Here is a 13514-nt window from a genome sequence, read left to right on the forward strand (position 1 = left end):
AACTGTCGTCGGTCGATCATCGCGCTACCTCCGGATCTCGAGAGGTCGTCCGACGAGAGCGGCGGGATCGATCCCGTCCTCGCGAGTCACAGAACGGGTTCCATCAAGTAGTACAGTGACCTCTACGTCTACCAGTTCAACTCCCTGCGGCAGTCCGAAGTGAACGGGTCTCGCACCTTGAGATGAATAGCCGCCTCCTGTCTCTATCATCCGAGTGCCCAGCAGCTGGCCGGACGCCGCGTCAAAGACTCGCACCTCGGAACCAGCTCGTGTCCAGCGTCCTTGGTCATCCAACAGGACGACCTGGAGCGACCGGGCTGACACGTCCTCGCTGGAAAGATTGCGGTATATGTGATGGGTGCCGCCCGTGGGATCGTTGTTGGCGAGCGCCAAGTCGAGATCGCCGTCCTGGTCGAAGTCTGCCCAAGCCACGCCGTGACTCGTGCCACGCTCCACCATCAGGTCAGGCGTGACCGTGTGGAAGCTCCGGTCACCGAGGTTCCGATAAAGATAGTCTGGCGCTTCAGGCACCCCCGAGAGGAAAACCCCAACGTAGAGATCGAGCCAACCGTCGTTGTCCATGTCACCCCAATCGGCGCTGACCGAGTGATGATCCCCCTCGAGGCCGGTCCCTACGGACCGAAGCTGGAAGCCCCCTTCGGGTCTTTGATTTTCCCAAATGAGGTCGGGCCCATACGACGCCACAAACACGTCGAGATCTCCGTCGTTGTCGTAGTCCGCCACTGCCGTTCCCACACTCCCTTGAACGTCCGAACGGCCGGGCTGATGCATGCCCATCTCGGCGGCAACATCCACGAACATGCCGTCCCCCTGATTCTGGAAGAAGCCGTCCTCATCTCCATTCTGGTTCGCGACGAAGACGTCCAGGTCACCGTCCTCATCCGCGTCGAACCAGGCGGCGCCGACGGTTCGGCGGGGGTCACCAATACCTGAGGCCGCCGTCACATCTACAAAGAGCCCTCCATCGTTCCGATGGAGCCGGTTCGGCTGATCCCTGAGAGCAACGAACAGATCGACATCGCCGTCCCCGTCGTAGTCCACAAAGGCAGGCTGTCGCGTCGCCCCTTCTATGTCCAAGCCCACTACCTGGCTCACGTCGACAAAGCGCGCGCCGCCTTCGTCGTTTCTATACAGCCGATCTTTGACCGGCGCACGAGATGCCACGGTATACCCGAGGTAGAGATCGAGATCACCGTCGCCGTCATAGTCGCCCCAGGCAGCTGCCCTTGTCTCGGCCTCCGGTACAGCCTGGGTCGCGAGGCCGACCGACCCAGCAACGTCTGTGAACGTGCCTTGGTCGTTCCGGTACAGTCGATTCTCACGGCCCCGGAATCCAACGAAGAGATCCAGATCTCCATCGTTGTCGTAGTCCGCCCACGCATTGGGTTGGGCGCCGACGTCCGTGAACAGATCCGGCTGATGCCGGACGAACTCAGGCGTGGGTCGTCCGACATCCCCGGCAACGTCTTCGACCTGATCAGGTGTTGGCGAACACGCCGCCATTAGCACGACAATCAACGGAATCCGGCGGACAATGGAGCATGTTTGAAAAGTCATGCGACCCAACATGCCCCTCTCAGCCAAGCAGCGCGACCACCGGAATGTAGGCAACATTTTCAGGCGAAAGGCCGTAGAATGTCGTGACCAAAACCAAACTGACTCTAGGGATCGAGGAGCGTAGTCGTGATGCGACTATGGACGGCCACTGCTGCAGCACTCATTGCTGCGACGGTGTGCTCCCACGGCGAGGCATCCGCCCAGGAGATCCACGGGCAGATCGTGGACACACAAAACGGCGGCCCGGTGGGCCTTGCCGCAGTCATCCTCTTGGACACAGATCGAAAGCCAGTCGCAGGCAGTTCCACGGATGTAGACGGTCGTTACCGGATCACCACGCCCGGGGCCGGGCAGTTCTACCTCGTCGTGGAGCGACTCGGCTACTTCGAAAATGAGACGCCGCTCTTCGAGGTCGGGCCCGAGGGCCAGTACGGCATCGACCTCGAAATGCGACCTGAGCCATTTCGACTGGACCCACTAGATGTGACAGTCACCAACGAGAAGCTCGAGGACTTCCTCGCCCTCCAATTCGGCCAGCACCCCGCCACCTTGCGAGGGTATCGAAACATCCAAGGCATCCGTCTGGCGCAAGCGATGCTGAAAGCGAAGGACAACACCGACCTCCTTCGTTGGCTCTACATCCCAGTGTCCCATGGCCGGCGGGCCTGTGTAGGCTCGTTCGGGGCGCCGCCCCTCCCGGCGAGAATGGGGTATGAGCGGACCATGGCTGCCTCTGAGGCAGCTGGAAACGTGGACGATCAATCCCAGTGCGGTGCGCTCTATCTGGACGGTTACCGATGCCGAAACGAGTTCCTTGAACAGATCGATCGGGACAGGATCGGCGTCGTCGTCACCATTGGTGAGGCCGTCTATCTGTACACGCGGGAATTCGATTGGACGTTTCGCCCGGGCGTTGGCACTCCCACGTGCTAACGTAAGCCATGGCCGACGAACGCAGATATCGAGACGGCGAAGTCGAGGAGATCCTCGACCTCGCGATGCTCGGCCTCCTGGGGATGGGCAGCGGCATCCTGACCGTCAACAAACTCACTCTGCCCAAATGGGCGCACGACGGTGAGGGCCAGATCGAATACGTCACCGGGCGCGTGAGAGAGTTTGTCGCAGAACAGTCGTCAGGCTCTACGGGCTGACGCCCGCCTCGGGCCGTCCGGCCACAACCAGTGCCAAGGACAAGAGAAGGCAAAGCTGCGGTTTCCATGGTGTAGGCACATCCACATCCAGCAAGAGAACAATCCACCTATAGGGATCAGGCATCGGGCCCGGTCAGAATACCGCGAGCGCCCTCAGGGCGCTCGCGGAGGCCCCTTCTAGCCACCACCCTTCTCCGCCCGGTACAATCCGGTGACACGCACTCCACCTAAGACTCACGAACATGCTACGGAATGGCTGAAACCGACCTCTACGCCCCAGTAAAGCAATTCTTGGAAGCTCAGGGATATGCAGTGAAGGGCGAGATTGGGGCGTGCGATGTCGTGGGCGTGCGTGGTGCAGAGGACGCCGTCGTGGTGGAGTTGAAGGAGCGCCTGAACTTCGCGTTGCTGCTCCAAGCTGTGGACCGACTGAACATCTCCCCGCTCGTGTACGTGGCGTTCCGCATCGGGAAGGGTCAAAGCGCCACTTGGCGTTCACGAAGAAAGCAGGTATTGAGCCTGTTCCGCCGCCTCGGGCTCGGCCTCCTTACCGTCTCGTCTCGAGGCAACGTCGTTGCTGTGCTGGATCCCACCCCATACAGCCCAAGGACGAACGCCCGCCGTAGCGAACGCCTGCTCAAAGAGTTCGCCGAACGGGTCGGGGACCCAGAGGTCGGAGGCTCGACCTCTCGCCAACGGCTGACCGCATACCGCCAAGACGCACTTCGGTGTGCTCGGGAGTTGTCGAGCGAGGGGACGCTCAAGGTCAACATAATCCGGGAGCGCGCTGACGTGGAACGCGCCGGGCCTATCTTGCGTGACAATCACTACGGTTGGTTCGAGCGAGTGAAGACGGGTTACTACGACCTCTCACCCAAGGGACAGCGCGACTTGGCCGACTGGTCTGAGGTGCTGGACAAACTCTAGCCTCAACCGTCCACTCCTGCCGCCAGGTCGTCTCCATCGCGAAGAAGGGATCGAACACCTCGCGGGTTGGATGATTGTCCTCGTTCGCCGCCGGACTTCGGATATAGAAATCCACCTGAATCGCCGCCGGAATCCCCGTGCTCGAAAAGCCAGGCCGCGATCCCTCCGTCGTGACAGGGCGAGAACTCCTCGAAGCGATCGAGCTCTACGGCGTATTCACCTTCCGGCAACTGCAGCGAGGCCCGGAACGTGCCGGTGTTGGAGAATTCATCGACATCGATCTCGATCGTGCCCCGGACCTCGTGCACGTTCGTCCCGTCGTCACTCAAGTGATCCCACGGCGAAGCGTCGGAGAGCGATCCGGCCTGATACACCCGGCTTCCCGAGATCACGAAACGGCCGTCGTACAGCGGATGCTGAGTAGGCGCGTGGATCCCCATGGTCGTACCCGGCTACCCCGGTGATTCGGCCGTCGTAGCCTGAGACGCGGGGGCCTCGGGTGAGCACGCACCTGCGCAGACGAGCGCAACGCGAACAACAAAGCGATGATTCATTCCTTCGCTCCACATCATCAGATTCCGTCCGGGTAACCGATCACGAGGGTCGCACGGGAGGCCGCAATCGACAGGTCCGTCCCATACTCCGCGGACAAGCCCTGGAATCGCTCCAGAATGGCGTCGGCCAGCCCACCGCTCGCCAACTCAGCGAGGCCGCGGCGAGACAAGAACTCTAGATCGTCATACTCCTCACGATAGGTCTCGCCTTCGTCCAGATCGAGAGGGATGAAATCGATCTGTTCGACTCGGCCTTCACGGATGACGACCTCCGCGACCAGACCCTCCCAGGGCCTGTGCTCATCGTATCCGCCGATTACCGGATTCAGTCCTTGGTACGCGAGGCCGCCGAGCTGCCGGATCAACGGCTTGCCGTCATAGACCTCGACCCCATCAAAAGCCCGGTGGCCGTGCCCCACGTACATGGAGGCCCCCGCATCTAGAACCGCTCGGGCGAAGTCCGTCTGCCACTGCGCAACGTCCGCAACCCAGACGTGCCCGTCCCCGGTCGAATCACCCGGCGCCACGCCCTCGAATTCGTCGAGATCAATCTGAAAGTGCTGGTAGAAGAGAACGAAGTCCGCGTTGGCAGCCGCCTCACGAACTGCGGAGATATTTCGATCCCAATCCTCCTGCCTTCCCGTCCAGACCCCGTTCACGGCGTGCCCAATCGCAGACCGCTCGTCATGGCTCGTCGTGGCAGCAATCAAGGCGATGGTGAAGTCGCCAACGGTGAGGTAGCCAGGTGCCGTAGAGGTGGCGACGTCTGCGCCGGTGCCGGAATAGGCGACCTCGTGTGCCTCTGCCGCAGCCTGGGTCGCAGCAACGCCACAGTCTCCCAAGTCATAGGCATGGTTATTCGAAAGCGACATGAGATTGAAGCCACGATCGGCGAGAAAACCCATCACGTCAGGAGCGACCGCGTGTGGGCCTCCTGTGTTTCCAGGCCGAGTCGCTGCGGGCAATCGAGGCTCAGCGAGCGAGACCTCGTAGTCGGCAGACACGCCGCACCGGTCCTCGTCGGACAAAATCGCCATTTCGAAGTTGGTGAACGCGACGTCCGCACGATCCAAGATGGGGGCGAGGCTTCCATACGGGTCCTCCCACCGGATCCGCGGATCCTTCTTGATCAACGCCTGGCCCGCGAGGACCAATCTGGTCTCGGACGCGGGAGGCGAGTCGGAACAAGCCGTAGAGAGGACCATGCAGGCACCTGCGAGGGCGAGCATCGGTGTCCGAGGAGGCCTACTCAACATCCTGCATCTCACGTTCCGCATCCTGGCTCCTAGTGATTCCTGAAACTCCGGAAACTGTGAGATATCACATCCCTGTAAGTGACCACAATGCCTCCCGCTGTCCGCGACGGGCAAGCAGCGTGCCCCGCACAGTCATTCCGTTGCGGCGCTGGCCTCCCTCGTGGTGCCTCCACATGGCGCCCGGATTCTGCTCACCGCTGCAATGCCAGTCCAGAACCGGGACATGCAAGACGAAACGGGCGAATGTGCTCACTCCAGGGCGGTGGACTGAGACACGAGTGCAGTCGCTTCGGTTAGTTTCACCACAGGGCCCCGTGCCCTTCCTCGTTGACTCACCTCAGCAGCGGGCTCTTCCAAAGATGGCGGACCGGGACCCAAAAATTCTCACGGACGAAGAGGCCGCGCAGGTCTGGAGCAAGGCAGCTGAGCTTCAGGCCGACGCCGGGAAGCAGGTCGAAAGCCCCCAGCGCGAGGGTGAGGAACCCCACCTTCCGTCCGACGGCTATGCGCTCACGCACGTCCGCGAAGCGGCCCATGAGGCAGGGATCGCCGGGGAATACGTCGAAGCAGCCTTGGTGCACCTCCGTGCGGAGCGGAGTCTCGCTGGGCATCGCAAGGGCCATCCTCTGGCTCGGAAACTCCTGAACGATCCGCCCGATGCGATCGTCGTACAGAGGGTCTTCGACGCCACCCCGGAAGACGTTTTTTCAGCGATGCAAGAGGTTTTCCCCACTGAACCATTTCGCCTGACGTTGACGGACGACGTAGGCGATCCGCTCGATGGTGGGGCGTTGATCTTCGACCTACCCGGAATGAAAAACGCCTTCGAACGGGGATTCGCGTTCGACATGGCAGACGCCGGGCTCAAGCAGGTCTTCGTGTCATTGCGGCCAAAGGACGAGCCAACTCCGTCGTGTGAGATCACCCTAGAGAGCCCCGTGACGTCGGAGAAGCTTGGAGGCGTCCTGGTGGTCGTCGCGGCGACGCTCGGTGGAGGTGTCGGACTCGGCGGACTCGGGGCTCTCGGGTTGGCCATCGGTCTCGGACCCGTGGGTGCCGTTGTCGGGGTCGTGTTAGGCGCCGGCCTGGGCATCAAGGGCTTTAGAGCCCTCTACTCTGCCTCCATGCGAAGATCACGAAAGGCGCTGGAAGGATTGGTAGGAGCCGTTGCGGTGCGTGCGAAGGGTGTCTGGTAGCCCGCATGCCAAGATCCAGTGGACCCATCTATCAAACACCAGGCAGCCGCCGCGACCGCGCCCGACTCGCCTAGTCGCCGTACCCGAGGAGTTTGGCGTGCAACGTGCGGTCTTCCAGGGCCGTACTCCTCGGTTGGGACGACCTGAACCTCCGCGGCACCATCATGCCTACGCGCTGGACCGACCCGCGAGGCGAGAGCCCCCGACCCGACAAAGAGCGAGCACGTGTACATACATAGCACTGTCATGTATAATACTTCTATGTATCAACGCCCCCCTCTCTGGATACCGTCGTGTCTCCCGAAATAGACATCGGCAAAGACCTGGTCGCGGCATCCGCCACGCCTCTGGTACTCGCCATCCTCAGTGACGGTGAGAGCTACGGCTACGCCATCATCAAACGGGTGGACGAGCTGTCGGGCGGCAGGCTTCAGTGGACGGACGGCATGCTCTACCCAGTCCTTCATCGGCTAGAGCGGAATGGCCTGGTGGACGCCACCTGGGGCAAGTCCGAGTCGGGCCGACGGCGGAAGTACTACCGGCTCACGGATCAGGGCTCCAAGGAACTGACGAACCAACGGAAGCAGTGGCAGATCGTGAATGAGACACTCCGCGCGACCCCGTTCCGGTCCTTCCAACTCGCAGTGCAGGGCCTCTAATGGCGCAGACAGAAGGCGCGCAGGTGCTCGAGGAACGGATCGACGAGTGGCGGTCCTACGTGCGCCGACGACAAGCGATCGATGCCGCAGACATAGATGAGCTCGAAGACCACCTCCGGAGTCAGGTGGCCGACCTCCAGGGGGCCGGGCTCGACGTTGACGAGGCGTTCCTTATCGGCGTGAAACGGATCGGCGAACTCGACACTCTGTCCCGAGAATTCGCGCGGGATCACTCGGAACGACTGTGGAAGCGCCTCGTCGTAGCGGACGCGGGTGAGAGCGACACGTTGTGGAGCCGAGAAGCGATGATGGCTCTAGGCATGGCTGTGTGCGCCGGGGTCGCCATCAAGGTGCCTGAGTTCTTCGGCGTAACATGGGACGGAGACGCCGACGCGTTGTTCTATCTGAGGAATATCAGCTTCTTTGTGCTGCCCTTCCTCGCAGGGTTCTTCGCATGGAAGCGCGGGCTGGCATCAGCAAGCCGAGTGGGCTTGGCCGCGACCTTCGTCGCCGCCGTACTGGCCGTGAACCTCATCCCCTTCGAAGCCCAGGGACAAACGGAACTCCTGGCGATCATCCACCTTCCCATGGCGCTCTGGCTCGCGGTGGGAGTCGCGTACGCCGGAGGTGCTTGGCGGAGCCACGATCATCGAATGAACTACGTGCGGTTCACTGGCGAGTGCTTCATCTACTACGTGCTCATCGCCTTGGGCGGCGGCGTACTGATGGGACTCACCGCGTTCGTCTTCAGCGCTATTGGGATGGACCCGGAGTTGCTCGTAACCACATGGATCATGCCTGTAGGCGCTGCGGGAGCAGTCATCATCGCCGGCTGGTTGGTCGAGGCGAAGCAGAGCGTCATCGAGAACATGGCTCCGGTGCTGACGCTGATCTTCACCCCTCTCTTCACCCTCATGCTCCTGGCGTTCTTGATCACTATGGTGCTCACGGGGAGTGGGATTCAGGTGGAGCGGGACGTCCTGATCGGCTTCGACCTCCTGCTCGTCTTGGTCGTGGGCCTGTTGCTGTACTCCATCTCGGCCCGGGACCCACAGGCGGAACCCACGCTCTTTGATTCCCTGTCGCTCCTGCTCGTGATCTGTGCTCTACTCGTGGACGCATTAGCCCTCTGGGCCATCATGGCCCGGATCACGGAGTTCGGCTTCAGCCCCAATCGGGTCGCGGCGCTCGGCGAAAATCTGATCCTAGTCGTGAACCTGGCCTGGTCGGCCGTGCTCTACATGAAGTTCGTCCGAAGACGCGGGAGCTTCTCAGCCCTTGAGCGGTGGCAGACTGCATACATGCCGGTATACGCCGTCTGGGCATCGATCGTCGTCTTGGTCTTCCCGCTGGTGTTCGGGTTCCAGTAGATGGAATCACCGTCCGAGAAGCGCGAGGACATCGGTAAGGTCTGACCGGAGGATCTGCAGCTCGTTTTCGGCCGAACGCGTAAGGCGATACCGCACCCATAATGCGTTGATCAGGCGGCGGTCGACGACCATGAAAGAAGAAGAGGTCGGCCGTTCAATTCCGACCCCGCCCCTCATGATGTCACGCACATCACTGATCAGCCACGAGTACGCTTCGCCAATCAAGGCGACCTCGCCCAGAATCGGCAGGAGCTCGCGGTATAACTGCTCCGAGGCCCGTTGCTCTTCTTCCTGTGCATCGGCCAGCGAACGACTCCAGCTTGCTAGAGCACTCTGCGTCTCAGGGGAGCGAATGAGCGATATACGGCCTGAGCTCACGGCCGCGTCCAGACTGCTCAGGTCGGGATCGAAGGTCGGATTTCTTCCGATGAGTGCAATCAAGGAATCCGGGAGCGTCACTGACGCTCCCTCACCCGTCGACTCGAGATAGCCCAGAAGTGCCTCTACCGATGAAGCAACGCTCTGGTGCAATACAATCCACCGGTCGAGCGTGTTTTCGTTTTCCTGAAACTCGATCGCGAACTCTTCGAGCAAGGCCTGCTCGTCCGAGCGATCCACTCGGTATTGCCACATCGCCTCGAGCGAGAGCGCGATGAGCACACCGCTGACGATGAGCACGACCTCACGCATAGATCCGCGCATCCTCGCTAGGCTCACGGGCTTCGGGTCACCGTCACTACTCAATGGCTCGCATCACTGCTGTCGTCCTCCAGGGTTCTCGTCCTCCAGTCTCACCGGCGATTGGTTACCGGGCGTAGCACCGGCCGTTCGAACGGCGCTCCCGGAATGAACTTCCCCGAACCCGGTTCGGCCAGTACGACGCCATTGTCGTAAACAATCTCGCCCCGACGGATTGTCGTGCGCGGAAATCCAGTGACCTCCCATCCCTCATAGGCGGAATAGCCGGCCCCGGACAGCAGATCCTCTTCGCGGATCTGCTTTGTGATGGTCGGATCCCAGATCACGATGTCGGCATCCGATCCCACTTGAATCGTTCCCTTTCGGGGGTAGAACCCAAACAACTTGGCCGCGTTGGTGGAGGTAACCGCGACGAACTGCTCGAGAGTGATCCGACTCGTCAGAACGCCCTCCGAGAACATCATCGGTAGGTACTCCTGCAGGTTCGGCGTGCCCAGCCGCTTGGTCCCTACCGCATGAACACTTGCGATCGTCTGGGTCGTGTCGAGCTTCGTCGCCCTCGAATAGCCCGTGTGATCCGTGCCGATGGTATGGACGGTCCCCTTCGCGATGCCTTCCCAGAGTTTGTCCTGGTCCCATTGGTCGCGAATGGGTGGTCCTCCGAGGTAAAGCCCGACGTCCGGCCTTTGATACACCTCTTGGGTGAGGTGCAGGTACATGGGGCGCGCCTCGACATACACAGGCAGACCTCTCGCCATTGCATCCTCGGCCACCTGCAGCGCCCGCCCCGACGAGATATGCAGGATGTACATGGGGGCCCCCGTTGCCTCCGCGATGGCCACCACCCTCTGCACCGCAACGACCTCTGCGACGTCCGGAGCACTCTGCGCAAAATTGTGAATCGATCCTTTGCCCTCAGCCATCAGTCGGTCTCTCGTCCCCTGGAGAATGGCGAAGTCCTCGGCGTGCATCATGCTGAGCACCCCAACCTTGCCAGACTCTTCATGGGTCTGATACCACTCCAACGCATGGTGGTCGTAGCCGGACCGGGCCATGAAATCTTCGCCCGTGCTCACGAAGCCTCGCTCGACCAGAGCCTTCAGTCGGTCGCGTCCAAAGGGGGTGGGGTCGTTCCCGGCGTTCACGTGGATGAAGACATCGGCCATTCCGTTCGCTTCGATGGCCCCAATAACCCGAGCGGCATACGCATCTTCGTCCTCGCCAGACAGCAATCCCCTGAAGTTCGAGACTGTCGTCACACCGCCAGCGAAGCCCGCCGCAGACCCACTGACATAGTCGTCCTGGTTTCCGTCAGGCCGAGGCGGATCTGGCATCACTGAGTTGAGGTGCGTGTGCGTGTCGACCGCGCCTGGAAGCAACAGCATGCCTTTGGCGTCGATCTGCCGCGCACCCGCGCCGGCCGCCAGGCTCGGTCCGATCTCGACGATGATCTCACCGCGGATCCGCACATCAGCCTCCAAGCGCCCTTCCGCGGTCACGATGAGGCCATTTCGGATGACCGTCTCGGGCTGCTGCTGAGCAGCCACATGGGCTGGCAAAGCCAAGGCGAGAGCCGCTAGCCAGGTCAGGCGTCGTGAGAGGGAGCGAACGATGGCAAATGCTTTCGATGTAGTCATCTAGCGGGGCTCCGAGTCATTCTGGGTACCAACGACCTTGGCACCGTGATGCGCGACTACAATGCTCCCCGCAGGCTGCGAGGTGCAAGACGTCCGGATAGATTCGGAAAACGCTCGCTCGCCGGCCGGATGGCCACACCCCCGTCGCCCAATGACTCCATGACCGACCCGACCTCTACCTCACCCGTCGGCTCAGCCCCCGAGATCTTCCAGGTGTTCACCGACTTCGTGTGACCATGGTGCTACTTGAGCGCCGGGCGCGTTCGAAAGCTTCAGGCCGAATATGAGATCCAGCCGGCTTATACCTACTTCCCCCTGCATCCGGACACGCCAAAAACGGGTCGTTCGCTCGCAGATCTCTTCAAGGGGCAAGAGGCCGTGTTCGAAGACATGCGAAAGCGTCTGGTCGAGTTGATTGCGGCCGAAGGGCTCCCGTACGGGGACAGGACCCATACGTACAACAGCCGTCTAGCCCAAGAGTTAGCCGCATGGGGGGATAGCCTTGGTGCAACGGATGCCCTCCATGACGCGTTGTTTCGGGCCTACTTCGTCGACGACCTCAATCTGGCCGAATCGGACGTCCTAGTCGCTGCTGCGGAGTCGGCCGGGCTGGACCCAGGTAAGGCCCGCGCGGTTGTGGAGGAGCGCCGTTTCAAAGAGACGATCGACGCCCATTGGCAGGCAGCGAGACAGACTGGAGTGACGGGCGTTCCGACCTTTGTGGCCGCCGGCGCCGGTGTCGTCGGAGCACAACCCTACGAAGTACTCGAACTCCTGATGGAGCGGGTTGGCGTGCCTCGACGCGGTACCGCGTCCCTCTGACAACGGTTCCTCCGGGAGTACTCGGTCCGCCATCTCCCGTTTCACGAACCGGGTCCCACGAGATCCACCCGGAAGGGTCCAGCAGACAAGCCATACGGCGTGTCCTCGACCCCGTTCACGGAACTCGTCATGGATGCAGAAAACCCAGCCCCTTCAACGATTTTGAGGGTAGCGCCCGAAACGGCGAACGTCGCTTCCGTATCCACGCTCGCGGCCAAGTCGGCTACCAAATGAAGGAAAGCCCACCGGGAGAACGGGTCCTCGGGTGACTCAACCGACGCGTCACTAATAGCGACCGCGGTCTTCGCGCCCTGCCTCCGGACCTCGAGCGTCCGCAGGTCCAGCACATCCCCAGCCCCAGCCAGGCTCACCCTCACTTCCGACGCACGGTGCGGTCCAGCCCTCACCACCGCGCGACCGTCAACGACGACGACGCCGGAAGCACCGACAACGAGGGCGCTATCTCCATCGACGACGAGAGCCGTGTTCTCGTCGATCCCCAATCCAACATCGGGCAACTCTTCTTGGATAACGGATACCAGGAGTCGCCCGATTCGACCTCGCGCCAAGAAGTGCTGGTCAAGCAGCGGTTCGAAGAAGCCCATGCCCTCGCGGATCTGGACACCGTCCTCGTCCCCACCGGCTGCAATCCCATAGCTCACGGCCTCCGAAGAACTTCCACCGGAGATCATCAAGCGGCTCATCATCGCCGCGCCGGCACTGCTCCCTGCGACAACAGCACCTTCCTGCCACCGCTGCCAAAGCGCCCGATATGCCGCAGTGGTGTCCCCTGCCGGGAGGAAGACATCCAGAATCCGGCTCTGCGAACCACCCGTGAAATAGAATCCTGAGCAGCCCTCCAGTTCGGAGACAACGGAAGGGTCCTGGGCCCGAGCAGGATCCTCTGTCGTGATGAGGATGCCGACTACTTGCCCATCCCCCACGTACCCGGTCAAGGTCTGGATCGCTCCACTCATCGCCTCCGGAGCGTCGCTGCTGGCCGTGGGCACGACACACAGCGGGCCGTCCCCGGCTCGGGCCGAGACCACGGCATCGTACACACCAGCATTGTCGGCTTGGAGCGCACCTCCAACGATGACCAACCGGCCCGGGTCGTTCGCGGCTTGGCCGAGCTCCTCAGTGCCTCCCGGCGCGCAGGCCTGAAACGCGGCCACGGCCAGAGGAAGGCAAAGGGCACTGATCGACTTCTTCATCGGGTCATCCGGAGGGAGATGTGAGCAGCGAGGGCTGCTACGCGACTACAATGCTTCCCATACGTCGCGAGGTGCAAGCGGAGTGATCCCATCTGACCCGACCTTGCCTTATCGGTGTAAGAAGCTCGCGACTCGCTGAGAGGTGATCGTGAAATCGATGCTGGAGCGCATCCGAGCACGACTCACGCCAGGCCTGACTTGGGCCGTCGCATAGGCACCCGTTGGGTTGATCGTCGGAGGGAATAGCCAGACTCTCGATGAGTTCCCCCTCGACGAAGTGTCCCTTCCTCCCTTCGGCGGCTTGGGAGCATTGGGTGGCGTGCTGCTGGGAGGAATCCTGCTCGCGTAGTGGAGCCTCGACCAAGGATTTGGGCCCATTTTCTCGTCGCGCGCCGCCGTACTGGGCGGTGCTACGACTCTAACTCATGGGCCGAGACGTGCCTCTATCGGG

At 61.8% G+C, this 13514-nt stretch carries 14 protein-coding genes; 8 read left to right on the plus strand and 6 right to left on the minus strand.

What is annotated here, in order from left to right; genetic code table 11:
• Positions 1–24: 24 nt before the first annotated feature.
• Positions 25–1578: a CRTAC1 family protein gene (locus P8L30_14300; GenBank protein MDG2241372.1), complete on the minus strand. Its 1554-nt coding sequence runs from the start codon at positions 1576–1578 to the stop codon at positions 25–27.
• A gap of 129 nt (positions 1579–1707) precedes the next feature.
• Between P8L30_14300 and P8L30_14305 the strand changes: the two genes are divergently transcribed.
• From P8L30_14305 to P8L30_14315, 3 genes are all read left to right on the plus strand, one after another.
• On the plus strand, positions 1708–2511 hold the full coding sequence (locus tag P8L30_14305; protein MDG2241373.1) for a carboxypeptidase-like regulatory domain-containing protein: 804 nt from the start codon (positions 1708–1710) through the stop codon (positions 2509–2511).
• A gap of 8 nt (positions 2512–2519) precedes the next feature.
• Positions 2520–2729 carry a hypothetical protein gene (locus P8L30_14310; protein MDG2241374.1) on the plus strand — a complete coding sequence of 70 codons (210 nt, stop codon included), beginning with the start codon at positions 2520–2522 and terminating at the stop codon, positions 2727–2729.
• 252 nt (positions 2730–2981) lie between these two features.
• Complete coding sequence (locus P8L30_14315) at positions 2982–3656, plus strand: DUF2161 family putative PD-(D/E)XK-type phosphodiesterase (protein ID MDG2241375.1); 675 nt, start codon at positions 2982–2984, stop codon at positions 3654–3656.
• Positions 3657–3658: 2 nt separating this feature from the next.
• Here the strand turns inward: P8L30_14315 and P8L30_14320 are convergent, their stop codons facing one another.
• Together P8L30_14320 and P8L30_14325 are read right to left on the minus strand one after the other, a co-directional pair.
• Entirely contained in the window at positions 3659–4096 is a 438-nt protein-coding gene (locus P8L30_14320; protein ID MDG2241376.1) for a hypothetical protein, read from the minus strand.
• A gap of 131 nt (positions 4097–4227) precedes the next feature.
• Positions 4228–5364 carry a CapA family protein gene (locus P8L30_14325; protein ID MDG2241377.1) on the minus strand — a complete coding sequence of 379 codons (1137 nt, stop codon included), beginning with the start codon at positions 5362–5364 and terminating at the stop codon, positions 4228–4230.
• A 416-nt stretch (positions 5365–5780) separates the two neighbouring features.
• Here P8L30_14325 and P8L30_14330 point away from each other — a divergent pair, with 416 nt between their 5' ends.
• The 3 genes from P8L30_14330 (at position 5781) to P8L30_14340 (ending at position 8691) form a co-directional block, all read left to right on the plus strand.
• Positions 5781–6662: a hypothetical protein gene (locus tag P8L30_14330; protein ID MDG2241378.1), complete on the plus strand. Its 882-nt coding sequence runs from the start codon at positions 5781–5783 to the stop codon at positions 6660–6662.
• 293 nt (positions 6663–6955) lie between these two features.
• Entirely contained in the window at positions 6956–7321 is a 366-nt protein-coding gene (locus P8L30_14335; protein ID MDG2241379.1) for a helix-turn-helix transcriptional regulator, read from the plus strand.
• Positions 7321–8691 (plus strand): permease prefix domain 1-containing protein, encoded by a 1371-nt coding sequence (locus P8L30_14340; protein MDG2241380.1) that lies wholly within the window; start codon positions 7321–7323, stop codon positions 8689–8691. The genes P8L30_14335 and P8L30_14340 overlap by 1 nt, the downstream gene beginning before the upstream one ends.
• A 6-nt stretch (positions 8692–8697) precedes the next feature.
• Here the strand turns inward: P8L30_14340 and P8L30_14345 are convergent, their stop codons facing one another.
• On the minus strand, positions 8698–9393 hold the full coding sequence (locus tag P8L30_14345) for a hypothetical protein (GenBank protein ID MDG2241381.1): 696 nt from the start codon (positions 9391–9393) through the stop codon (positions 8698–8700).
• 89 nt (positions 9394–9482) lie between these two features.
• Positions 9483–11027 (minus strand): amidohydrolase family protein, encoded by a 1545-nt coding sequence (locus P8L30_14350; GenBank protein MDG2241382.1) that lies wholly within the window; start codon positions 11025–11027, stop codon positions 9483–9485.
• Between the two features lie 48 nt (positions 11028–11075).
• On the opposite strand from P8L30_14350, the gene P8L30_14355 reads away from it, so the two are divergent.
• Positions 11076–11261, plus strand: a complete 186-nt coding sequence (locus P8L30_14355; protein ID MDG2241383.1) for a hypothetical protein — start codon at positions 11076–11078, stop codon at positions 11259–11261.
• Positions 11256–11849: a DsbA family protein gene (locus tag P8L30_14360; protein MDG2241384.1), complete on the plus strand. Its 594-nt coding sequence runs from the start codon at positions 11256–11258 to the stop codon at positions 11847–11849. The genes P8L30_14355 and P8L30_14360 overlap by 6 nt, the downstream gene beginning before the upstream one ends.
• Before the next feature lie 41 nt (positions 11850–11890).
• Here the strand turns inward: P8L30_14360 and P8L30_14365 are convergent, their stop codons facing one another.
• Positions 11891–13063: a cyanophycinase gene (locus P8L30_14365; protein MDG2241385.1), complete on the minus strand. Its 1173-nt coding sequence runs from the start codon at positions 13061–13063 to the stop codon at positions 11891–11893.
• Positions 13064–13514: the final 451 nt, after the last annotated feature.

This window comes from Longimicrobiales bacterium (assembly GCA_029245345.1).
Classification (GTDB): domain Bacteria; phylum Gemmatimonadota; class Gemmatimonadetes; order Longimicrobiales; family Gaopeijiaceae; genus CALFPJ01.